Annotated in this window: 19 protein-coding genes; 14 read left to right on the forward strand and 5 right to left on the reverse strand. The window is 73.3% G+C overall.

Annotated features, from left to right (window positions below):
- Positions 1-441 precede the first annotated feature (441 nt).
- Positions 442-1,143, reverse strand: coding sequence for a hypothetical protein (locus MKK82_RS03745; RefSeq protein WP_238291223.1), 702 nt, complete (start codon positions 1,141-1,143; stop codon positions 442-444).
- A 350-nt stretch (positions 1,144-1,493) separates the two neighbouring features.
- Here MKK82_RS03745 and MKK82_RS03750 point away from each other — a divergent pair, with 350 nt between their 5' ends.
- From MKK82_RS03750 to soxA, 8 genes are read left to right on the forward strand one after another with little or no spacing between them, the layout of a single operon-like run.
- Positions 1,494-1,961, forward strand: a complete 468-nt coding sequence (locus MKK82_RS03750; RefSeq protein WP_238291222.1) for a (2Fe-2S)-binding protein — start codon at positions 1,494-1,496, stop codon at positions 1,959-1,961.
- An 11-nt stretch (positions 1,962-1,972) separates the two neighbouring features.
- Complete coding sequence (locus tag MKK82_RS03755; RefSeq protein WP_238291221.1) at positions 1,973-4,168, forward strand: xanthine dehydrogenase family protein molybdopterin-binding subunit; 2,196 nt, start codon at positions 1,973-1,975, stop codon at positions 4,166-4,168.
- Positions 4,165-4,476: a c-type cytochrome gene (locus MKK82_RS03760; protein ID WP_238291220.1), complete on the forward strand. Its 312-nt coding sequence runs from the start codon at positions 4,165-4,167 to the stop codon at positions 4,474-4,476. Before MKK82_RS03755 ends, MKK82_RS03760 begins: the two co-directional genes overlap by 4 nt.
- Complete coding sequence (locus MKK82_RS03765; protein WP_243984687.1) at positions 4,476-5,759, forward strand: NAD(P)/FAD-dependent oxidoreductase; 1,284 nt, start codon at positions 4,476-4,478, stop codon at positions 5,757-5,759. The genes MKK82_RS03760 and MKK82_RS03765 overlap by 1 nt, the downstream gene beginning before the upstream one ends.
- A gap of 8 nt (positions 5,760-5,767) precedes the next feature.
- Entirely contained in the window at positions 5,768-6,295 is a 528-nt protein-coding gene (soxX, locus tag MKK82_RS03770) for a sulfur oxidation c-type cytochrome SoxX (RefSeq protein ID WP_373323376.1), read from the forward strand.
- The gene (locus tag MKK82_RS03775; RefSeq protein WP_238291218.1) at positions 6,292-6,759 is read left to right on the forward strand and encodes a SoxY-related AACIE arm protein; all 468 of its coding nucleotides are present in this window, start codon (positions 6,292-6,294) and stop codon (positions 6,757-6,759) included. Before soxX ends, MKK82_RS03775 begins: the two co-directional genes overlap by 4 nt.
- Before the next feature lie 6 nt (positions 6,760-6,765).
- Positions 6,766-7,086 carry a thiosulfate oxidation carrier complex protein SoxZ gene (locus MKK82_RS03780; RefSeq protein WP_238291217.1) on the forward strand — a complete coding sequence of 107 codons (321 nt, stop codon included), beginning with the start codon at positions 6,766-6,768 and terminating at the stop codon, positions 7,084-7,086.
- 7 nt (positions 7,087-7,093) lie between these two features.
- Positions 7,094-7,882, forward strand: a complete 789-nt coding sequence (gene soxA, locus MKK82_RS03785; protein WP_243984688.1) for a sulfur oxidation c-type cytochrome SoxA — start codon at positions 7,094-7,096, stop codon at positions 7,880-7,882.
- Between the two features lie 40 nt (positions 7,883-7,922).
- On the opposite strand, the gene MKK82_RS03790 is transcribed toward soxA, so the two are convergent.
- Positions 7,923-8,714: an alpha/beta fold hydrolase gene (locus tag MKK82_RS03790; RefSeq protein ID WP_238291215.1), complete on the reverse strand. Its 792-nt coding sequence runs from the start codon at positions 8,712-8,714 to the stop codon at positions 7,923-7,925.
- 124 nt (positions 8,715-8,838) lie between these two features.
- Here MKK82_RS03790 and MKK82_RS03795 point away from each other — a divergent pair, with 124 nt between their 5' ends.
- The 6 genes from MKK82_RS03795 (at position 8,839) to MKK82_RS03820 (ending at position 16,322) form a co-directional block, all read left to right on the forward strand.
- The gene (locus tag MKK82_RS03795) at positions 8,839-9,471 is read left to right on the forward strand and encodes a GntR family transcriptional regulator (RefSeq protein ID WP_238291214.1); all 633 of its coding nucleotides are present in this window, start codon (positions 8,839-8,841) and stop codon (positions 9,469-9,471) included.
- A gap of 56 nt (positions 9,472-9,527) precedes the next feature.
- The gene (locus MKK82_RS03800) at positions 9,528-11,051 is read left to right on the forward strand and encodes an aldehyde dehydrogenase (protein ID WP_373323375.1); all 1,524 of its coding nucleotides are present in this window, start codon (positions 9,528-9,530) and stop codon (positions 11,049-11,051) included.
- 83 nt (positions 11,052-11,134) lie between these two features.
- Complete coding sequence (locus MKK82_RS03805; RefSeq protein ID WP_238291212.1) at positions 11,135-12,541, forward strand: MFS transporter; 1,407 nt, start codon at positions 11,135-11,137, stop codon at positions 12,539-12,541.
- A gap of 32 nt (positions 12,542-12,573) precedes the next feature.
- Entirely contained in the window at positions 12,574-13,695 is a 1,122-nt protein-coding gene (locus MKK82_RS03810; protein WP_238291211.1) for an alpha/beta fold hydrolase, read from the forward strand.
- 19 nt (positions 13,696-13,714) lie between these two features.
- Positions 13,715-14,770: an alpha/beta hydrolase gene (locus MKK82_RS03815; protein WP_243984690.1), complete on the forward strand. Its 1,056-nt coding sequence runs from the start codon at positions 13,715-13,717 to the stop codon at positions 14,768-14,770.
- 193 nt (positions 14,771-14,963) lie between these two features.
- Complete coding sequence (locus MKK82_RS03820) at positions 14,964-16,322, forward strand: alpha-amylase family glycosyl hydrolase (protein ID WP_238291209.1); 1,359 nt, start codon at positions 14,964-14,966, stop codon at positions 16,320-16,322.
- 231 nt (positions 16,323-16,553) lie between these two features.
- Here the strand turns inward: MKK82_RS03820 and MKK82_RS03825 are convergent, their stop codons facing one another.
- The 3 genes from MKK82_RS03825 to MKK82_RS03835 all read right to left on the reverse strand — a co-directional run bounded on the left by MKK82_RS03825 (position 16,554) and on the right by MKK82_RS03835 (position 21,622).
- Positions 16,554-18,983 (reverse strand): type IA DNA topoisomerase, encoded by a 2,430-nt coding sequence (locus tag MKK82_RS03825; RefSeq protein WP_243984692.1) that lies wholly within the window; start codon positions 18,981-18,983, stop codon positions 16,554-16,556.
- A gap of 223 nt (positions 18,984-19,206) precedes the next feature.
- Positions 19,207-20,211: a DUF2891 domain-containing protein gene (locus tag MKK82_RS03830; RefSeq protein ID WP_238291207.1), complete on the reverse strand. Its 1,005-nt coding sequence runs from the start codon at positions 20,209-20,211 to the stop codon at positions 19,207-19,209.
- A gap of 88 nt (positions 20,212-20,299) precedes the next feature.
- Entirely contained in the window at positions 20,300-21,622 is a 1,323-nt protein-coding gene (locus tag MKK82_RS03835; protein WP_238291206.1) for an MFS transporter, read from the reverse strand.
- Between the last annotated feature and the right edge of the window lie 141 nt (positions 21,623-21,763).

Below are 21,763 nucleotides of genomic sequence, written 5' to 3' on the forward strand. Positions count from 1 at the left end.
GCACTGCATCCGCGCGCTCCCTCGGCCTCATCCCGGAACGCCAGGGCAGTGGGCTACCAGATGTCCGAGTCGATGCTGGTGCCGCGTGTATAATCGGACGAGATCTGCATTCATGGCAAGGATTGTTTCGAGTCTGAAGCTTGGAAAATATATCCGCATCGTTCTGGAATATAGAACGCCGACGGGTCCTGGCTCGAATCGCCCCGGCCGGGCGGTGGGTCCGTCACGCAAGGCGCGATCCGTCCCGGGGGCAGGCGAGGCATCCTGCAGCCGTCCGGAAACGCGAACGGCGGCCCGAAAAATCGGTCCGCTATGGGCGCTGGATTGCAGCGGGACGCGTCTCGTCCGGTTCGCCGGGCCGGACAGTCGGGTCCCTGCCGGCGCCGCGGGACGATCGACCCGCCGTCCCGGTCGGCGCCGCCTCAGGGGGCACGGCCGGTCTCAGGTCGCGTGGGGCTTGCCGCGACAGCGCCGGTCCCTGGGCGGAGCGGCGTCCTCCCATTCGCGATCCCGCTCCGCCAGCAGGGCGGCCCGATGGGCCGCGACGGCCGCGGCGTCGGGGGGCGCCTCCACGCCGTCGGCCGTCGGCGGCGTGAACGGCCTGCCGGCCTCCAGGAAGCGGGCCAGCGTCGCGACGACGCGATCCACCTCGCCCGACGTCACGACCCCTGTCCCGAGGAGTTCTCGCCGCGAGCGACCCGCCATGTCGGCGCAGGTCCCGCCTTCCAAGCCGAGCGCTGCGACCGCCGCGGCGTCCAGGGGCAGACGTCCGACCGGCACCGCCTGCAGGCGGGAGAGCCTGCGTGCGCCCGTGGCTTCGGGCGTGTGCAGAGCCCGCCCGCCCGGTAGACAGCGCGCGATCTCGTCGACGATGAACGCCCGGACGCGCTCGACCCGAACCGGGCCGAACTTCCTGACCCCGGCGATCGCGTCCGGAGAGGATTCGGCCAGATGGCCGAGGTCCCGGAACCCGGCCTTGCGCAGACGCGCGCGCAGGGAGGCGGTGAGGAAGCCGCGGCCGAAACCGGCCTCGGAGAGATGCCGGATCGTGTCGCCGGGAAGGTCCTCGAACAGCGGGAGCGAAGCGCTGACCTCGGCGACGAGGCCGTCGGACGGAGCGTTGCGAGGGGGGCGGCCGGGCATCATCGTCGCCGATACGGCGATCTCCGGACATCGGCAACAGGCGGTCGCGGCGGGTCGTCCGCCGGGCGCCGGGCGCCGGGCGCCGCGGCGGGCCGGGACGGCAGGGCGCCCCTTGGTCCGGGGTGGCGCCGGAGCGGCACGATCCCGTCCGCCGTGGCCGGGGTGAACACCCCGCCCTCGAACGCTCCCGCCGGACCTCCTCGGGGATCGCCTGCCGTCGCCCGCCCCCGCGGAGGGGGCGGTCCGGGCGCGCTGTCACGCCTGCAGGCCCCGCGGCATCGCCGGCCCCTTGTGCCCCGGTTCGGGCCGTTGGATACGGTATACCTGCTGCCCGTCAGAGAGAGGATGCGATGGCGCGACTGACCGTCAACGGCGTGGTGCGCGAGGTCGACGCCGAGCCGGATACGCCGCTCCTGTGGGTGATCCGCGAGCAGATCGGGCTCACCGGCACGAAGTACGGCTGCGGCATCGCGCAGTGCGGCGCCTGCACGGTCCATGTGGACGGGGCGGCCGTGCGCGCCTGCTCCCTGCCGCTGTCGGCGATCGAGCCGGGTCAGAAGATCGTCACGATCGAGGGCTTGGCGCCGGGCGCCGACCATCCGGTCCAGCGGGCCTGGGCGCAGCTCGACGTGCCGCAATGCGGCTTCTGCCAGCCGGGCATGATCATGGCCTCGGCGGCGCTGCTCGCACAGACCCCGAACCCGAGCGAGCAGCAGATCCGCGCCGAGATCACCAACATCTGCCGCTGCGGCACCTACAACCGCGTGCTCGCGGGCATCAAGCTGGCCGCCGAGGGCGGCCGGCCGGGCCGGGGTTGAGGAGGGATCCGATGGGCGTGACCGCACGAAGCTCCCGGCCCTCGCGCCGCTCCCTGCTCGGCGGCGCGGCCGCCGGGATCTTCACCCTCGGCTTCCACATCCCCCTCCCCGCCCCCGCGGACGCCGCGACCCTCGGGGCGGCTCCCGTGGCGCCGGAGGTCAACGCCTGGGTGGTGGTCAGGCCGGACGAGACCGTGGTGATCCGCATCGCCCGCTCCGAGATGGGCCAGGGGACGCTCACCGGCCTCGCCCAGCTGGTCGCCGAGGAACTCGGCTGCGACTGGGCCCGCGTCACGACCGAGTACCCGACCCCCGGCCAGAACCTCGCCCGCAAGCGGGTGTGGGGCGACTACTCCACCGGCGGCAGCCGCGGGATCCGCGAGTCGAACGAGTACGTCCGGAAAGGCGGCGCCGCCGCGCGGATGATGCTGGTCGCGGCCGCCGCGAAGGGCTGGGGCGTCCCGGCCGAGGCGTGCCGGGCCGAGAAGGGCGTGATCACGCATGCCGCCTCGGGGCGCAGCACCACCTACGGCGCCGTCGCCGGCGCGGCCGCCAAGATGGAGCCGCCGAAGGACGTGGTCCTGAAGGACCCGAAGGACTGGACCATCGCGGGCCAGCCGCTGAAGCGCCTCGACACCCTGGCCAAGCTCGACGGCAGCCAGGTCTACGGCCTCGATATCCAGCTTCCCAACCTGCTGAACGCGGCGATCCGCGACTGCCCGGTGGTCGGCGGCACCGTGAAGAGCTTCGACGCGAAGGCCGTCGCGGGGATGCCGGGCGTCCGCCGCGTGCTCCAGGTCGGCGACAGCGCGGTGGCGGTGGTCGCCGACACGTTCTGGCGCGCCAAGACCGCCCTCGACGCCCTGCCGATCACCTGGGACGAGGGCCCGAACGCCGCGGTGTCGAGCCAGACCATCGCGGCGACCCTGCGCGAGGGGCTCGACGCCGAGCAGGCCTTCATCGGCAACAAGGCCGGCGACGTGGCGGGCGCGCTGAAGGGCGCCGCCAAGGTGGTCGAGGCCGTCTACGGGGTGCCGTTCCAGAACCACGCCACCCTGGAGCCGATGAACGCGACCGCGCTGTGGACGCCGGAGCGCTGCGAGGTCTGGACGCCGACGCAGAACGGCGAGGCGGCGCTCGCCGCCACGGCCGAGGCGGCCGGGCTGCCGGCGACGCAGTGCGACGTCTACAAGATCCACCTCGGCGGCGGCTTCGGGCGGCGCGGTGCCACCCACGATTGGGTGCATCAGGTCGTCCTGATCGCCAAGGAGATGCCGGGCACGCCGATCAAGCTGATCTGGACCCGCGAGGAGGACATGACGCACGGCCGGTACCATCCGGTCACCCAGTGCCGCCTGCGCGCCGCCCTCGACGAGAAGGGCGCCCTCACCGGCCTGCACATGCGCATCTCCGGCCAGTCGATCCTGGCGGCGATCGCCCCGCAGCGCATGGTCGACGGCCGCGACCCCGTCACGTTCCAGGGCCTCAACCCCGGCGGGCCCGAGGCGGCGATCGGCTACACGATCCCGAACCTCCTCGTCGATCACGCGATGCGCAACCCGCACATCATCCCGGGCTTCTGGCGCGGCGTGAACCTGAACCCGAACGCGATCTACCTGGAATGCTTCATGGACGAGCTGGCCCACGCGGCCGGCCAGGATCCCCTGGATTTCCGGCTGAAGCTGATGGGCAACCACCCCAAGCACCGCGCCGTGCTGGAGGCGGTGGCGGAGCGGATCGGCTGGCGGACCGCGCCGCCCGCGGGGGTGTTCCGCGGCCTGTGCCAGACGATGGGCTTCGGCAGCTACGTGGCGGGCGCCGCGGAGGTGTCGGTTTCCGACGCGGGCGATCTGACGATCCACCGCATCGTGGCCGCCACCGACCCGGGACACGCCGTCAACCCGCAGCAGATCGACGCGCAGGTGGCGGGCTCGTTCGTCTACGGGCTGTCGGCCGCCCTCTACGGCGAATGCACCGTGAAGGACGGGCGGATCGAGCAGACCAACTTCGACACCTACCCGGTGATGCGCCTGGACGCGATGCCGGCCGTCGAGGCGATCCTCATGCCGTCCGGCGGGTTCTGGGGCGGGGTCGGCGAGCCGACGATCGCGGTGGCGGCGCCCGCCGTGCTGAACGCGGTCTTCGCCGCCACCGGCAAGCGCGTGCGCCAGCTGCCGCTCCGGAACACGGACCTGCGCCGGGCATGATCCGCGCCCGCCGCGCTCGGCTGGCCGCCGCGCTCGCCGTGCTCGGGGCGAACGCGGCGCCCGCGGCCGAGCCGCCTCCGGCGGAGATCCGTCCGCCGGCCGGCGCCGCGTCCTGCACCGGCTGCCACGCCGCCGGGGCGGCGATGGGCGCCCTCGACGGCCGGCCGGAATCCGAGATCGCGGGGGCGCTCGCCGCCTTCCGCTCCGGCGAACGCCCGGCCACGATCATGAACCGCATCGCCCGCGGGTTCGACGAGGCCGAGAGCCGGGCGATCGCCGCGTGGTTCGCGGGCCGGGGGACGCCCTGATGTGCGTAACGCTCTCCGGACCGGCAGGGACGCCCGCGCCGACCCGGCGCGCCCTGATCGGCGGCGCCGCCGCAACCGTGCTGGCATGCCCGGCGCGCGCCGGCACCGCCCCGCGCGTCGTGGTCGTCGGCGCCGGGTTCGGGGGCGCCACCGCGGCGCGCTACCTCGCCCGCGGCGGCGCCGCCGTGAGCCTCGTCGAGGCGTCCCCCACCTACGTGGCCTGCCCGTTCAGCAACGAGGTCGTCGCGGGCCTGCGGGGGATCGAGGCGCAGACCTTCGGGTATGACGGGCTCGGCCGGGCCGGCCTGACGCTGCTGCGCGCCACCGCGAGCGCGGTCGATCCCGATGCGCGCCGGGTGAGCCTCGCGGACGGGGCGAGCCTGCCCTACGACCGCCTGATCCTGTCGCCGGGCATCGACCTGCGCTTCGACGCCGTGCCGGGCTACGACGCACAGGCCGTCACCGCCATGCCGCATGCCTGGAAGGCGGGCGCGCAGACGGTGCTGCTGGCGCGCCAGCTCGCGGCCCTGCCGGAGGGCGGGACCGTCGTCCTGTCGGCGCCCGCCAATCCCTATCGCTGCCCGCCCGGCCCCTACGAGCGCGCGAGCCTGATCGCGCATTTCCTCAAGACCCGGAAGCCGCGGGCCAAGCTGATCCTGCTCGACGCCAAGGACACCTTCTCCAAGCAGAAGCTGTTCGAGGAGGCGTGGGCGACGCTCTACCCGGACGTGCTGGAACACGTGCCGCTGAGTTCCGGCGGGCAGGTCACGGCGGTCGACCCGGCCGCGATGGTCGTGCGCACCGACTTCGCCGAGTACAAGGCGGACGTGGCCTGCATCATCCCGCCCCAGCGGGCCGGCCGCATCGCGGTGCTGGCCGGCTGCGCCGACCGCAGCGGCTGGTGCCCGATCGACCCCGTGACGTTCGAATCGCAGCGCGTCGCCGGCATCCACGTCATCGGCGACGCGGCGGTCGCCGGAGCGATGCCGAAATCGGCCTTCTCGGCCAACGCCCAGGGCAAGGTCTGCGCGCAGGCGGTCCTCGACCTGCTCGCCGGCCGCGCGCCGCAGACCCCGAAGCTGATCAACACCTGCTACAGCCTCGTCGCGCCGGGCTACGGCATCTCGATCGCCGGCGTGTTCCACCCGGCGAACGGGCTCCTGGCCGACGTCCCGGGGGCGGGCGGCACGAGCCCGCTGGGCGCGCCGGCCGCCCAGCGCGCGCAGGAGGCGGCGCAGGGCGAGGACTGGTACCGGACGATCACCCGGGACGCGTTCGGGTGAGCTGCCGGGTGCCCGCCGGCCCCGTCTCCGGCCCCGTCGCCAGCCTCGTCGCCGGCCTCGTCGCGATCCCGCTGGTGACCTCGATCCCGGGCGCGGCGCGGGCCGGGGAAGCCGTGGGTCCACCCGTGCGGCCCGACGCGATCGTCGGCGACGCGATCCCCGAATCCCTCACGGGCCACCCGGGGGATCCGGCGCGCGGGCGCCGGATCGTCGCCGACCGGACCCGCGGGCTCTGCCTCCTGTGCCACGCGGGCCCCTTCCCCGAGGAGCGGTTCCAGGGCAATCTCGCCCCGGACCTCACGGGCGTCGGCGCCCGCCGGAGCGCGGAGGCGTTGCGCCTGCGCCTCGTGGACGGGCGGGTGTTGAACCCGGACACGATCATGCCATCCTACTACAGCCTGACGAATCTCGACCGCGTCGGCAGGGCGTGGCAGGGGCGCCCGATCCTGGACGCGGGGGAGATCGAGGACGTCGTCGCCTTCCTCGCCACCCTGCGCGAGCCCGCGACCGAAGCGAAGCCGAAGGAATCGCCATGACCGCGCAGCGTCCGGATCGCCGCCGCGTGCTGGCCGGGGCGGCCGGGACCGTCCTCGCCGTCGCGCTGCGCCCCGCCGGGGCGGCGCCCCTGCCGCGCACGGAGACCACCGAATCCGCGATCCGGCGCTTCGCGGGCACCAGCGCGATCCGGCCGGGCCGGGTCACCCTCGACCTGCCGCCGCTCGTGGAGAACGGCAACACGGTGCCGCTCAGCGTGAGCGTCGAGAGCCCGATGATTCCGGCCGACCACGTCCGCCGGATCGGCGTGTTCAACGAGCGGAACCCGCAGCCGAACGTCGTCACGGTCCACCTGGGGCCGGAGGCCGGGCGCGCGCAGGTCGCGACGCGCATCCGCCTCGCGGACTCGCAGCGGATCACCGCGATCGCCGAGATGAGCGACGGGACCTACTGGTCCGCCAGCGCCGACGCGATCGTGACGCTCGCCGCCTGCCTGGAGGGCTGAGACCGGATGGCCCGCACCCTGATCAACCTGCCCAAGACCGCCAAGCCGGGCGAGGTCGTGGCGATCAAGACGCTGCTCTCCCACCCAATGGAGACGGGGTTCCGCCCGGGCCCCGACGGACGCATCCTCGCGCGCAACATCGTGACCGAGTTCGTCTGCCGCTTCGAGGGCGATGAGATCTTCCGCGCCGAGCTGTTCCCGGCCTCGTCGGCCAACCCCTACCTGACCTTCACCTGGGTCGCGACGCGGAGCGGCGGCTTCACCTTCACGTGGCGCGGCGACAACGGCTTCGAGCAGACCGAGACCGCGGCGATCGCGGTCGGCTGAGGCGAGGATGCCGCGCCGCTCGACGGTGAAGCCGCTCGCCCTCGTCGCGTGCCTGCTGTGCGGCCCGCCGGCCGGCGCCGGGGATGGGGCCCCGGTCGACCGGCGCTCGGGCTTCGACCAGATGAGCCCCGAGCTTCGCGCGATGCAGCGGGACGACACCGCCAATCCCGGCATGCTCGCGGTCGCCGACGGGGCCGAGCTGTGGGGGCGCCCGCCCGCATCAGGCAAGCCCTCCTGCGCCGGGTGTCACGGCACGGCCGAGGCCGGCATGCGCGGCGTGGCGGCGCGCTATCCCGCCTGGGACGAGCGCACGCATCGGCCGATCGACCTCCAGGGCCGGATCGATCAGTGCCGGCGCGAGCGGCAGGGTGGGGAGCCCCTGCCGCACGAGAGCCCCGACATCCTCGCGCTGACCGCCTTCGTGGCCCTGCAGTCGCGGGGCCTGCCGATCGCCCCGCCCGGCGACACCCGGCTCGAGCCCGCGCGGGCCGCGGGCCGGGCGCTCTTCGCGCGCCGGATGGGACAACTCGGCCTGTCCTGCGCCATCTGCCACGACGACCATTGGGGGCGCCGCCTCGGCTCGGCGACCATCCCGCAGGGGCACCCGACCGGCTACCCGCTCTACCGCCTGGAATGGCAGGCCTTGGGCTCGCTCCAGCGGCGCCTGCGCAACTGCCTGACCGGGATGCGGGCGGAACCGTTCCCCGACGGCGCGCCGGACTACACGGCCCTTGAGCTCTACCTCGCGACGCGGGCCGCGCCGCTGCCGGTCGAGACGCCCGCGATACGCCCCTGAGGCCACCGGCGCCCGTGACGCGCGGGCCCTTCCGGGCGCCTCAGCGGCGCGCGGCCTGCCCCTGGAGGAACGCCCTGACTTCCGTCTCGAAGGCCTCGGGGCTCTGAAGCTGCGGGACGTGGGCGCAGTCCGGCACCATGACGAACGTGGCCTCCGGCAGGCCGGCGGCGAGCTCGCGCCCCATGGTGGGCGGGGTGGCCTCGTCGTGCTCGCCGACCAGCACGAGGACGGGGACGCGCAGCTCGGACAGGCGTCCGCGCAGGTCGAGGCCGGCGAGCGCCGCGCAGGCGGCCTGAAAGACCGCCGGATCGGTGCGCAGGAAGGCGGCGCGCCGCTCCGCCATCAGGTTCGGATGGGCGTCCTGGAAGGCGGGCGCGAACAGGCGGCGCATCGCGGTGTCGGCGATCGCCGCGAGCCCCTTCTCGCCCGCCGCCCGCGCCATGCCGCGGAAGGCCTCGCGCCCCGGCTCCGGGAAGCAGGCGCCGCAATCCGCGAGGACGAGGCGGTCGAACAGGCCGGGATGGCGCAGGGCGCAGAGCAGCAGCACGAAGCCGCCGTAGCCGTTGCCGAGACCGGCCGCGGGCTGCCCGTCCGCCGCCTCGCGCACGGCCTGCGCCACCCGGTCGGCGACGGCCTCGAGCCCGCCCGGCGCCGGCGCGGACCCGCCGAAGCCGGGCAGGTCGGGGATCAGGATCCGGAAGTCCCGTCCGAGCCCGGGCGCGACCCGGTCGAAGCTCGTCGCGTCGGCGAGCAGCGAGTGCAGCAGCACCAGGGGCGGCCCCTCACCGGAGACCGCGAGCGCCACCTGTCCATCCGCGACCATCGATTGCATCCAGACCTCCCCCGCCCGCCCGATCCGCGGTTTCAATCCGCTGTCGCATTCCGATCAGTCGGCATCAACCCGGTTGACGTGATATTTCACGAGTGGCAGCATGGATCATCGAAAGAGGCCGTCCGTGCTGCTCCGAGACAACATCTACGCGGCGATCCGCGCCGATATCCTGGCCTGCACGCTGCGACCCGGCGCGGAGGTGCGCGAGCAGGAGCTGGCCCAGCGCTACGCCGTGAGCCGCCAGCCGGTCCGTGAGGCGCTGCTCCGCCTGGAGCGCGAGCGGCTCGTGACGGTTCACGCCCGCCAGGGATATCAGATCAACGCAATTTCGGTTTCCGACGCGCGCGATCTGCTCCGCATGCGCCTCGCGCTGGAGCCGGCCTGCGCGGCGGAGGCGGCGGCCGATGCGCCCCAGGCCGCCCTCGACGCCCTCGACGCGTTCCGCACGGTCGCCGAGGGAGCCGATTTCATCGCCGAGAACCGCGCCTTCCACATCGCCCTGGCCGAAGCCTCGGGCAACCGGCGCATGGCCGCCACCGTGCGCGACCTCGTCGAGCAGGCCGACCGGCTCGTGCGGGTCAGCCTCGACGGCATCCGCGGGCGCGATCCGGCGCAGCTGGTGGACGAGCACGCCGCCATCATCGACGCCGTGCAGCACCGCGACGGGCGCGGGGCGCGGCGCCTCGTGCGCGCGCACGTCGCCCAGGCCGAGCGCCGCATCCTGACCGCGCTGGAGCGCAGCGCGGTCGTCCTCTGAACCAGCGCCGGCGGGGCCCGCGGGCCGGCCGCGCGACGCGATACGGGAGAGACGCCATGAACATGCGCGAGCCGACACCGGCGATCGAGACCCGGGGCAACTTCATCGACGGGCGCGAGGTCGAGGCCGGGGACGGCACCCTGATCGACGTGCGCAACCCCGCCACCGGCGCGGTCATCGCCCGCATCCCGAATTCGGGGCCGGCCGACGTCGACCGGGCGATGCGCTCCGCCCGGGCCGCCTTCGAGGGCAAGGACTGGGGCGGCATGGACATCCGGGCCCGGGCCCGCCTGGTCAACCGGCTCGCCGACGCCTTCGAGGCGAACCTCGACGCGCTCTACCGGCTGGAGACCACCAACAACGGTCGGCCGGTCAACGAGACCCGGGCCCAGCTCTCGCGGCTGCCGGACTTCTTCCGCTACTTCGCGGGGGTGGCGCTGGCGCGGCGCGACGACGTGATCCCGGTGGAGGGCAACTACCTCAACTACACCCGCCGCACGCCGATCGGCGTCGTGGCCAATTGCACGCCGTTCAACCACCCGCTGATGATCCTGTGCAAGTCGCTGGCGGTGGTGCTCGCCACCGGCTGCACCACGGTGGTCAAGCCCTCCGAGTACACGCCGCTGACGACCCTGAAGCTCGCGCAGATCTTCACCGAGGCCGGGCTGCCGCCGGGCGTATTCAACATCGTGCTGGGCCTGGGCGCCTCCACCGGCAAGGCGCTCGCCGAGCACCGCGACATCAACAAGCTCGTGCTCACCGGCGGTACCGAGGCCGGCCGGATCGCCGGTTCGGCGGCCGCGAAGGTCTTCGCCCACCAGACCATGGAGCTCGGCGGCAAGACCCCCGTGATGGTGTTCGACGATTTCGACGTCGAGCGGGCGGTGAACTACGCGGCCTTCGGCGCCTTCATCGGCGCCGGCCAGACCTGCGTGTGCGGCAGCCGCCACCTCGTCCAGGCCTCCATCTACGACGAGTTCGTGGAGCGGCTGGCCGCCAAGACGGCCTCCATCCGCCTCGGCGACCCCTTCGACACCGCGACCCAGCTCGGGCCGGTCATCTCCGAGCGCCAGCGCGACCGTGTTCTCGCCTATGCCGGCTACGGCCGCGACGAGGGCGCCCGCGCGGTCGCGGGCGGCCAGGCCGCGACGGTGCCGGGCTTCGAGGGCGGCTACTTCGTCGAGCCCACCGTCTTCGCCGACGTCACCGCCGACATGCGCATCTTCCAGGAGGAGGTGTTCGGGCCGTTCACCAGCGTCACCCGCTTCGAGGACGAGGCCGAGGCGCTCCGGCTCGCCAACGACTCGCCCTTCGGCCTCGCCGCGGCGGTGCGCACCCGGGACGTCGCCCGGGCCCACCGGGTCGCGCACGCGGTCAAGGCCGGCATCGTCTGGATCAACGACCACCACCGCCTCGACCCCGCCTCCCCGTGGGGCGGTGTCGGCGACAGCGGGCTGGGCCGCGAGTGCGGCATCGAGAGCTTCAACGACCATTTCGACGTGAAGAGCATCATGGTCGCCACCGGCGACGGGCCCTTCGACTGGTACCGCGACACGGCCGGCCAGCGCCGCCTGAACTGACGCACGACCGCGCGGGGGGATGCGAGGTCCGCGCCAGACGGGCCCCTTCCGCGCCGAACCCGAAGCCCGGAAGGAAACGCCCCATGCCCGAACCCGTGAGCCCGGCGGTCAACGCTGGAGGCCGCCTCGACCGCCTGCCGATCGGCCCGTTCCACCGCCGCATCATGTGGCTGATCGGGATCGGCATGTTCTTCGACGGGTTCGACATCTACATCGCCGCCACCGTGCTGGGCTCGACCCTGAAGAGCGGCTTCTCGACCCTGCCGCAGAACGCGTGGTTCGTCTCGGCGACCTTCGTGGGCATGATGGCCGGCTCGTTCCTCACGGGCTTCTTCGGCGACCGCTACGGCCGGCGCTTCACCTACCAGGCGAACCTCCTGGTCTTCGGCCTCGCCGCCATCGGCGCCGCCTTCGCGCCGAACATGACGGTGCTGATCATCCTGCGCTTCATCATGGGCGTCGGGCTCGGGGCCGAGAACGTGGTCGGCTACTCGACCATGACCGAGTTCGTGCCGGCGCGTTCCCGCGGGCGCTTCCTGGGCCTGATGGCGGTCTTCGTGGTCACCGGCCTGCCGGCCGCCTCGCTGATCGGCTATCTCGTCATCCCGGTCTTCGGCTGGCGGGCGATGTTCGCGCTGGGCGGCCTCGGGGCGCTGGCCGTCTGGTACGCCCGCAAGAACCTGCCGGAATCGCCGCGCTGGCTGGAGGCCGTCGGCCGCCACGCCGAGGCCGAGGCGCTGATGCGGTCGATCGAGGCCGAGGCCGCCCGCGGCGCACCCCTGCCGCCGGCCGCCGTGTCGGCGCCCGTGCCGCAGCTCGGGCTCTTCGCCCTGTTCCGGCCGCCGCTGCTGTCGCGCCTGCTGCTCGGCTGCCTCTGCCTCGTGGTGATCAACACGCTGCTCTACGGCTTCGTGACGTGGCTGCCGACCTTCTTCATCCGGCAGGGCCTCTCGGTGGCGACCTCCTTCGGCTACGCCCTGCTGATGGGGCTCGGCGCGCCGGTGGGCAGCGCCATCGGCGCGCTCACCGCCGACCGCTGGGGCCGCAAGCCGACGATCATCGGCGCCTCGGCGGCCGCCATCCTGTTCGGGATCCTGTACCCGATGACGCAGGATCCGGTGCTGCTGCCGCTGGTCGGGTTCGGGCTCACCGTGCCGATCTACGTGCTGGTGGCGCTCCTGTTCGGGATCTACATCCCCGAACTCTTCCCCACCGAGGTGCGGCTCAGGGCGTCGGGCCTGTGCAACACGGTCGGCCGCGGCGCCACCATCGTGACGCCCTTCCTGGTCGTGAGCCTGTTCGAGGCCTACGGCATCGCGGGCGTGACCGGCCTGATGATCGCCCTCCTGGCCCTGCAGATCGTGGCGGTCGCCGTCTTCGGCGTCGAGCCGCGCCGCCAGAGCCTGGAGAGCCTCGAGCCGGTCCTCGCGCCGGCCGAGGACGGCCCGGCATCGGGCGCGCGCGCGGCGGTGCCGCGCCCGATCGCCTGAGCGCGCGGCGACACCGGATACGGGAGACGGGGATGCGGGCACATCGCGCGACGGCCGGACGGTTGGGATGGTCCCTGGCCGTTTGCCTCTTGGCTGCCGGACTGTCGCCGTCCGCGGCGCACGGTCCGAACGACCCGCCGCACCGGCTGGAGCGGCTGGGCGACCTGCCGCTGGAGAGCGGCGAGACGATCCGGGACTTCTCGATCTCCTACGTCACCCACGGGACGCTGAACGCCGACAAGTCCAACGCGATCCTGATGACCACGGCGATCGGCGGCAACCATCACCGGATCGACTTCCTCATCGGTCCCGGCAAGGCCCTCGACACGGATCGGTACTTCGTCGTCGCCACCGACGCGATCGGCAACGGGCTGTCTACGAGCCCGAGCACCAGCGCGAGCCAGCACGGGACGGCCTTCCCGCACTTCACCATCCGCGACATGGTGGAGAGCCAGAAGCGGCTCCTCGACCGCCTCGGGATCACCCATCTGGTGGCGGTGGCGGGCGCCTCGATGGGCGGCATGCAGGCGCTGCAATGGGGCGTCAGCCATCCGGGCTTCATGGACGCCCTGGTGGCGCTCACCCCCATGGCGCGCACCGCGCCGTGGTCGATCGCCGTCAACGAGGCGACCCGCAGGGCGCTGATGCTCGACCCCGCCTTCAAGGACGGCGCCTACGACCGGCAGCCCGAGCAGGGGTGGCGGCTGCGCGCCGACATCCTGCAGGTGCTGGCCGCCCGGACGCCCGAGGCGTTGCGCGGGATCGCCCCGCAGCCCCTCGACATCCTGCCCTGGATGCGCGCGCAGGAGGAGGCGGTGCTGAAATCCGGCTTCGACGCCAATGACTGGATCGCCCAGACCTGGGCCTACGACCGCCACGACATCGGCCAGACCCCCGGGTTCGGCGGCGATGTCCGGAAGGCGCTCGCCGCGATCAAGGCCCGGACCCTGATCCTCACCGGCGGCAGCCTCGACCTGTACAATCCGGTCGAGGAGGCGCGCGAGGCCGGCGCCTACATCCCGCAGGCGAGCGTCGTCGCCGTGCCGTCCGTGCAGGGCCACACGACGGCCACGGCGACCAAGGCCGCGGACGTGGACTACATGAACCGGACCGTCCGGGATTTCCTGGATGCGGGCGCGCCGCGCGGCCGCTGAGACAGCGAGGGGGCAGGTGATGATCGGGAAGACCACGATCGCGATCGGCGCGGTTCTGGCTGCGGCGCTCGCCGCCGGCCCCGCCGCGGCGCAGCAGCAGGCCGCCCCGCTGCAGGTGCCGGCCAAGTCCGTGCCGGTGCCCGCCGACGTCAGCCCGCAGATGGGCAAGATCATCGGCCTGCCGCTGCGGACCAACTGGGACATCCACCCGAAGGACGGCGCGGCCTGGAAGCCCGTCGCCGAGACCGGCGCGGAGGCGCTCAGGAAGCTCGTGCCCGGCATGATCGAGCGCCTGCACGTGACGGTCGCGCGCACGACGATCGACGGGGTGCGGGCCTTCATCGTGACCCCCGAATTCGTCCCGCCGGAGAACCGCGACCGGGTGCTCGTCCACGTCCACGGCGGCTGCTACGTGCTCAACCCCGGCGAGGCCGGCCTGCCGGAGGCGCTGTTCATGGCCGGGTTCGGCCACTTCAAGGTGATCTCGGTCGATTACCGCATGCCGCCGGAGGCCGTCTATCCGGCCGCCCACGACGACGCCATGACGGTCTGGAAGGCCGTCACGCGGGCGACGGATCCGAGGAAGACGGCGATCTTCGGCACCTCGGCCGGCGGCGCGCTGACCCTCGCCATGGTGCTGCGGGCCAAGCAGGAGGGACTGCCCCTGCCCGCCGCCATCGCGCCGGGCACGCCGATGTCGGACACCACCAAGGTCGGCGACAGCTTCGTGACGAACGCGATGCTCGACAACGTGCTGGTCTCGCCCGACGGCTTCTGCGACGACGGGGCCAAGGTCTACGCGGACGGTCACGACCTCAAGGATCCGATGCTCTCGCCCGTCTACGGCGACTTCAGGGGTTTCCCGCCCACCATCCTGACCACCGGCACGCGCGACCTGCTGCTCTCGAACACGGTGCGCGTGCATCGCAAGCTGCGCGAGGCCGGCGTGGAGGCCTTTCTTCAGGTCGGCGAACGCCAGTCCCATGCCCATTACATCCGGGACGACACCGCGCCCGAGACCCGGGCGGTGTTCGAGGAGATCGCGGGCTTCTTCGACAGGCATCTGGCGCGATAGGGCCGCGCGGCCGGCCGGGGGCGGACCGTCGCGGGCGGATCGGCTCCGTGCCCGACGCGCGTCAGGGCCGGGGCGGTCCGACGCAGGGTCGTACCCCGCGCCCCGGGGCGGACGGGCGGAGCGAACGCGACCGGCGCTGCAACTTTGAGGGCGGAGTGAAGTTCATCCGCAGCTTGAGGTGCACGGAGGTCTGGTGCCAGCCTGGATCCAACACGCTGTCTGGTGGCAGATCTTTCCGCTCGGCTTCGTCGGCGCTGAGCCCGAGGCCGTTGCCGGCGCGCCCGTCGTGCATCGCCTGCCCCAGCTGCATGCCTGGCTCGACTACGCGGTCGAACTCGGCGCCTCGGGCTTGGCGCTCGGGCCGATCTTCGCGGCCTCGACCCACGGCTACGACACGATCGATCCCTTCCGGATCGACCCGCGTCTCGGCGACGATGCCGATTTCGACGCCCTGATCGAGGCCGCGCACGCGCGGGGCCTGCGCGTCCTCCTCGACGGAGTCTTCAACCACGTCGGTCGCGGGCATCCCGCCTTCCAGGAGGTTCTGCATCGCGGCCCGCAGGCGGACCGGGCGCATTGGTTCAAGCTGTCCTGGCCGCGCGGCACCGCACCCGGGACGGAGCCGGACTATGCCTGCTTCGAGGGGCATCGCCAGCTCGTCACCCTCGATCACGACGCGCCGGAGGTGGCGGATTACGTCGCCGCGATCCTGGATCACTGGCTCGCCCGCGGCGCCGACGGCTGGCGGCTGGACGCAGCCTACGCCGTCCCCCGGCGCTTCTGGGCGCAGGTGCTGTCCCGGATCCGCGCCGACCACCCGGACGCCTACATCGTCGGCGAGGTGATTCACGGCGACTATGCCGGCATCGTGCGCGATACCGGCATGGATGCCGTCACCCAGTATGAACTCTGGAAGGCGGTCTGGAGCGCCCTCAACGATCGCAACCTGTTCGAACTGGCCCACGCGCTGGAGCGCCACGACGGCTACCTGGACACCTTCGTGCCGCTGACCTTCGTGGGCAATCACGACGTGACGCGCATCGCCAGCCGGCTCTCCGACGAGCGGCACCTGCCCCACGCACTCGCGATCCTGTTCACCTGCGGCGGGACGCCCTCGATCTACGCCGGCGACGAGCAGGCGTTCCGGGGCGTGAAGGAGGAACGGGTGGGCGGGGATGATGCGATCCGCCCGTCCTTCGCGGCGACGCCGACCGAACTCGCCCCCTACGGCTGGCCGATCTACCGCCTGCACCAGAGCCTCATCGCCCTGCGCCGGCGCCATCCCTGGCTGCATCGGCCCCGTGCGCGGCAGATCCATCTGGCCAACGCGCAGCTCGTGCTCGCGCTGTCGGGGCGGCAGCTGACCGGGACGCATCAGACCGAGGCGCATCAGCCCCTGCTCATCGCACTGAACCTCGACGACGGGCCCGCCCTGCTGCCGGTGCCGGGGGCCCGTCGCGTCGAGGTGGGCGACGGTGACCTCGTCCCCGGCGACGACGGCGCCGCGCGGGTGAGCCTCGGCCCCCACGGCTGGGCGATCCTATCCGCCTGAACCACGGTGCGATCGTGTCCGGACGCCGGTCTCCCTTCGAGCCCCGTCGGCCCCGCCGGAACGGTGATCGCCGACCTGCGGGCCGGCGACCGGCCGGGGGCTCACGGGCGCAGCGGGCCGCGGCAACCCGCCGCGGCTGTCCGGCCAGCGGTCCGGCATGCCGGCCGGGCGCCGGTGGCCCGGTCGCGCGGCACCCGAACCCGCGGCGATCCCGCGCGGCCGCCGCGGATCTCAGGCGCGACGGCGTGCGGCTGCCTCCTTCGGCGCCCGCGCCGCCCTGCCCCGCCGCTTCCCCCGCTCCGTGGGCTCCTGACCCTTGACCCCGCTCGACCGCGGCGCCCCCGACCCGCGCTGCGGCGCGGCGGCATGGGCATCGAGGAAGCGCCGGCACGCGTCGAAGTCGGTCTCGGTCTCCGGCGGACAGTTGATGCCGCGCGCCGCGGCGAGGCTGCGCGCATAGCCGAGCATCGCCGCGCTGGGGACGCGCGGTTGGCCGGGTTGGCCGGCGCTGTCCTCCGGCTGCGCGCGCGGTCCGGCATGGGCGTCGAGAAAGGCCCGGCAGACGCTGATGCTGCTCTTGCAGCCTCGCGGCAGGGTCACGCCCTTTCGGGCCGCCAGGCTCACCGCGAACGCCCTCATGGCCGGCGTCGGCGGCCGATCGTCGGCCTGACCGGGCGGGATCAGGCTCGGATCGAGGTCGATCGCCGGTGAGCGCGAGATCGCGGCAATCAGCTCGTCGAGGCGGGCGCGCGTGCGCTGCCGGAAGGCGTCGGCGCGCTGGACGGCCTCAGCACGCGTGGCCGCCCGGCCGATCTCGGCCAATTCCGCCTCGAACATCGCGCGCCCGACCGGATCGCCGTAGGCCGGGAACACCCGTCGCACCGCCGTGATGAAGGCCAGCCCGACCTCGGTGACCTCGATGGCGGGATCCTTGCCGTTCGCCAGCGCGATGTAGCGGCTCTTCAGGAGCTTGGGCAGGATCGTGTCGCGGGTCGCGGCCGTGCCGAGACCCTTGGGTTCGTTCGGGTTGACGGGGTTCTCCAGGGCTCGCTTCACCGCCGGATCATCCACTTGGTCGATCAGCCGTCCCATCACCACCGGCAGCTCGCCTCGGGTGATCCGCCGTGGCGGCTCGGTCATCGCGGTGACGATGTCGGCGCGCGCGGCCGAGGCGTCTTCGCCGTCGTTCACGTTCGGCAGGCGAGCGGACGGGGCCTCCGCCTCGCGCCGGGCCTTGCCGGGCACGAGGTCCGCCTCCGGCTCGGCCTCGCTGCCATAGACCGCGCGCCAGCCCGGCGCGCGTACGACGCTGCCGGACGTGGCAAACCGTTTCGGGCCGAGCGGCGTCCCGACCTCGGCCGCGACGCTCGTGCGGGCATCGATCCCGTCGGGGAGGTGGGCGGCGAGGTAGGCTTTCGCGACGAGCTCCCACAGCCGGAACTGATCGGCCGAGAGGCGGCCGCGCTCGGGGACCTTGCGCAGGGGCACGATCGCGTGGTGCTCGCCCGGATCCTTGACGTAATGCCCCCGCACACCCCGGCGGATCAGAGGCACGGCGTCCCGCGAAACCACGCTGCGCATGTCGCTCAGCACGGAAGCCACCGCGTCGATCACCGTCGCGGCGTCGGCAGCCTGCCCCTCCGGCAGGACCTCGGACTCGGTGCGCGGGTAGCTGAGGAAGCCCTGATCGTAGAGGTCCTGGGCGAGGCCGGCCGTGTGCTGCGGGTCCCAGCCGAACCGCTTGGCGCAGCGCCGGGCCAGGGTGTCCTTCGAGAACAGACGGGGCGGCGCCCGCCGCACATCCTTGTGCTCGACCGCCAGGGGACCCGACCACGCCGCTGCGGCGGCCCGGATCGTCTCGGCCACGGCCGCGTCGACGATCCGCTCCTTGGGCGCATGCCACAGGGTCAGCGCCGCACCGGACCGGGTGCCGAGATGCAGGGCGGCCTTGAAGAAGTCCTGGGGCACGAAGGCGCGGATGCGGTCTTCCAGATCGGCCAGGATGGCCAAGGTGGGCGTCTGCACGCCGCCGAAGCGCCACGGCTCCCGGAAGGCGGGCGGACGCAGGCGCAGCGAGATGGCCCGCGTGCCGTTCAGGCCGAGGTGGTAATCCTCGTACTGCCTGCAGAGCGCTTCGAGGTAGGCGGCGTAGTCGCGCTCGCCTGACGCCGGCTCCTTGGCCAGGGCCGCGAAGGCGCGGCGGATCGAGACATCGTCGAGCGCGCCGAGCTTGAGCCGGTCGACCCGGCCCTGCCAGCCGAGGTGTTCCAGAACCTCCCAGGCGATCATCGAACCCTCGCGGCCGGGATCGGTGGCGATGATCACGCGCTCGACGCCGTGCAGGGCCTGCCGGATGGCGGCGATCTTCGGCTCGTGCGACTGGCCGGACCGGTTCGTGCCGGAGCTGACAGGAATCGTGGCGAGCACGATCGGCAGGGCGTCGAAGCGCCACGGCTTCCACTCGGGCCGGATGCTGCCCGGCTCCGCCGCCGCCAGCAGGTGACCCTCGGCGGCGACGCAGACGGTGTTCGGCGAACGGAAGAAGCGCTGCAGCTGCCGCATCGCCGAGGGTTTCTCGAAGAAGAACAGCGTGCGGCCGGAGCACGGAGGTGACATGTCGCTGCCCGCGAAGGCGCCCGCTGCACGCGGCCGCGCGTTCATATTTTGTTCCAAGTCCGCCGGACATGCAACCGGTGCCAGGGTCGTGGACGCGCCGGCTCGTGCCGAAGGGGCGTCGGCAGAGGCGTCGGCGGTGTCGCCCTCCGCCGGGAGCGGGAAAGGCCCCGCCGGGAACGGGAAGGGCCCTCGGGGACGGTCTCCGCATCCCTCGATCGGCGCGGGCGCCGACCGGGCGCGCGCGGCAGCCGCTCGGGACGTCCGGGGACTACGCCTCCAGGGCGAGCACCGCGAAACTGGCCAGCCAATGCGCCCCCATGTAGTGCACCGCCAGGTGCGGGAGGCTCGCATCCAGATGGCGTTCGGCCGCGTCCAGCATCGTCGGTCGGCGGGGATCGTCCGGCGGCAGGCCCCCGGCCAGGGCCCGCAGGCACCACGCCCGGCTCAGGTTCAGACCGTCGAGATGGGCGATCTTGCCGTCGCTGCGGTCCGTCACGACGGCCGGCGCGAACAGGGTCGCGGGCTGGCGATCGGCGAGGCGCGGCAGGAAGCGATCGAACCAGGGCCGGAAGCGCGCCGGCGGGAGGAGGCGGCGCATGCACTCCGCCTCGATCAGGGCGGGCGAGTGGAAGTCGTCGCCGCTCGGCTCGCCCCAGGCCGGGCAATCGACATCCGCGTCGTACCAAGCGTCCGCCGCGTCGATGAGGAGCCGGGCCAGAGCCGCGTCGCCCGTGCCCTCGGCATAGTCGAAGGCCATCCGCAGGCCGAAGGCGGTGTTGAAGTGGGTGCCGACCCGCACCGGATAGCGCGCGACGGGGAGGAAGTCCCGGAAGCGCTGGGCGAACAGGCCCGCGAGGGGCTCGAGCGCGCCGGACCATCGCGTCTCCGGCAGATGCGCGAGCGCGTCGGCGAGCTTGAGAAGCCACGCCCAGCCGTAGGGGCGCTCGAACCCCCGCGCGCCCGGCGCGGCGAGGTAGGCGCATTCGCCGGCGACCTTCGCGGGCGTCAGCTGACGATCGAACAGGGCGCGGATCGCCACCGCCTGGGCGCCCTCCGGAAAGCGCCGGAGCACGCGCGCCAGGAGCCAGTAGCCGTGCACGCAGGAGTGCCAATCGTAGCTGCCGTGGAAGATCGGGTGCAGCGCGGACGGCGTGCGGGCCTCCTCCGGTCCCGCCAGCACGTGGTCCGGCTTGTTCGGATATTCCCGGGTGACATGCCCGAGCGTGACGGCGGCGAAGCGGTCCGCGGCCTCGGCGGTCAGGGTGTGGCGCAACACGATTCTCCAGGCGGCGTCCGATCGGAACCGCGAGGGTGGCGCCCGCACGACGCGAGCGCCACCCGGTCAGCTCGAAGCACGGGCGTCACCCGAGGGGCATCCGTCTGGTCTCGACCTCGATCAGCAGCGTGAGCGCGGCGGCGAGGGCGAGCAGCGCGGCGAAGACACCGAGCGCGAGGCCGAAGCCGGTCGCGACCACCGGGGCCAGGACGGTCGGTGCGAGCAATCCCCCCAATCGTGCCGCCGCGCCGGCGCTGCCCATGCCGGTCGCGCGGAGTTGGGTGGGATAGAGTTCCGGCGTGAAGGCGTAGAGGGCGCCCCATGTGCCGAGCAGCGCGAAGCTCATCAGAAGCGTCGCCGCCGCGAGGAGGCCGACCGACGCCCCGAGGCCGTAGGCGAAGCAGCCGCTCGCACTGAGAAGCAGGAAGGCGATGAGGGTCGGGCGTCGTCCCCAGCGCTCCACCCCGTAGGCGGCGAGCGCATAGCCCGGCACCTGCGCGAGCGCGACCAGGACGAGGAAGGCCTCGCCGCGCAGGAAACCGAACCCTTGTCCCGCCAGCCGCACCGGCAGCCAGACGAAGACGCCGTAGTACGAGGCCGAGACGAGCAGCCAGACGGCCAGGATCAGCGCCGAGCGCCGCCGGAGGTCCGGACGGAAGATCGACCCGGCGGCCTCCGGCGGCGCGGGTGCTCCGGCGGCCTTCGCCAGCGCGGTCGCGCGGCCAGGGCGCCCGTTCGTCCGCGCGACCGTCGCGAGCACGGCGTTGGCTTCCGCGATGCGGCCGCGCCGCAGGAGGAAGAGGGGCGACTCGGGGATCAGGAAGCGCAGCCCGAGTCCGATCAGCGCCGGCGCGGCGGTGACCGCGAAGACGAGCCGCCACGCCTCCTCCGGGCGCGCCCCCTGCGCGGCGAGCGAGGCGAGCGCGAGCGCCACGGTGCCGACCGCCCAGAAGCCTTCCAGGGCCACCAGCCACCGGCCCCGCCGGTCGGCGGGCAGGAACTCGGCCATCATCGCGTAGTCCACCGGCAGCGTGCCGCCGACCCCGAGGCCGGTCAGGAACCGCAGGGCCACGAGCCAACCGAAATTCGGCGCGAAGGCCGAGGCGAGGCCGAAGGCGGCGTCGATCAGCACGGTCGCGATCAGGACGGGCCGGCGCCCGAAACGGTCGGCGAGGCGGCCGAACAGGAAGGCGCCGGCCAGCATGCCGAGGAAGAGGGCGGTTCCCGCCTGCAGCGCCTGCTGCACGGGGATGCCGAAGCGGGCGGCGATCGAGGGGGCGGTGAAGCCGATGGCGAGCACCTGCATCGCGTCCGCCGCCCAGACGAGGCCGAACACCGCGAACAGGCGCTTCTGGAACGCACCGACGCCGGTCGAGGCCAGCGCCGCGTCGTACGAGGCCGTGGTCATTCTCATCCCCCGAGCGGCCCATTCCCGGATCGGCCCATTCCCGGATCGGCAGGCCGCCCGTCACCGGCCGGACCGGCCGATCCGTGACGGCGCGCGCGATCCGGCGGCCGCGGCCCCGGGACGCCGCCCTCCGCGATCCGG

The sequence above is a fragment of the Methylobacterium sp. E-046 genome (assembly GCF_022829625.1).
GTDB classification, from domain to species: Bacteria; Pseudomonadota; Alphaproteobacteria; order Rhizobiales; family Beijerinckiaceae; genus Methylobacterium; species Methylobacterium longum.

Excerpts from the sequence above, each read along its gene's own strand:
- MKK82_RS03835 (WP_238291206.1), bottom strand. The coding sequence starts at position 21,622 with ATGACCACGGCCTCGTACGACGCGGCGCTGGCCTCGACCGGCGTCGGT.
- MKK82_RS03815 (WP_243984690.1), top strand. The coding sequence starts at position 13,715 with ATGATCGGGAAGACCACGATCGCGATCGGCGCGGTTCTGGCTGCGGCG.
- MKK82_RS03775 (WP_238291218.1), top strand. The coding sequence starts at position 6,292 with ATGACCGCGCAGCGTCCGGATCGCCGCCGCGTGCTGGCCGGGGCGGCC.
- MKK82_RS03805 (WP_238291212.1), top strand. The coding sequence starts at position 11,135 with ATGCCCGAACCCGTGAGCCCGGCGGTCAACGCTGGAGGCCGCCTCGAC.
- MKK82_RS03790 (WP_238291215.1), bottom strand. The coding sequence starts at position 8,714 with ATGCAATCGATGGTCGCGGATGGACAGGTGGCGCTCGCGGTCTCCGGT.
- MKK82_RS03745 (WP_238291223.1), bottom strand. The coding sequence starts at position 1,143 with ATGCCCGGCCGCCCCCCTCGCAACGCTCCGTCCGACGGCCTCGTCGCC.
- soxA (WP_243984688.1), top strand. The coding sequence starts at position 7,094 with ATGCCGCGCCGCTCGACGGTGAAGCCGCTCGCCCTCGTCGCGTGCCTG.
- MKK82_RS03780 (WP_238291217.1), top strand. The coding sequence starts at position 6,766 with ATGGCCCGCACCCTGATCAACCTGCCCAAGACCGCCAAGCCGGGCGAG.
- MKK82_RS03755 (WP_238291221.1), top strand. The coding sequence starts at position 1,973 with ATGGGCGTGACCGCACGAAGCTCCCGGCCCTCGCGCCGCTCCCTGCTC.
- MKK82_RS03810 (WP_238291211.1), top strand. The coding sequence starts at position 12,574 with ATGCGGGCACATCGCGCGACGGCCGGACGGTTGGGATGGTCCCTGGCC.
- MKK82_RS03800 (WP_373323375.1), top strand. The coding sequence starts at position 9,528 with ATGAACATGCGCGAGCCGACACCGGCGATCGAGACCCGGGGCAACTTC.
- MKK82_RS03765 (WP_243984687.1), top strand. The coding sequence starts at position 4,476 with ATGTGCGTAACGCTCTCCGGACCGGCAGGGACGCCCGCGCCGACCCGG.
- MKK82_RS03750 (WP_238291222.1), top strand. The coding sequence starts at position 1,494 with ATGGCGCGACTGACCGTCAACGGCGTGGTGCGCGAGGTCGACGCCGAG.
- MKK82_RS03760 (WP_238291220.1), top strand. The coding sequence starts at position 4,165 with ATGATCCGCGCCCGCCGCGCTCGGCTGGCCGCCGCGCTCGCCGTGCTC.
- MKK82_RS03825 (WP_243984692.1), bottom strand. The coding sequence starts at position 18,983 with ATGAACGCGCGGCCGCGTGCAGCGGGCGCCTTCGCGGGCAGCGACATG.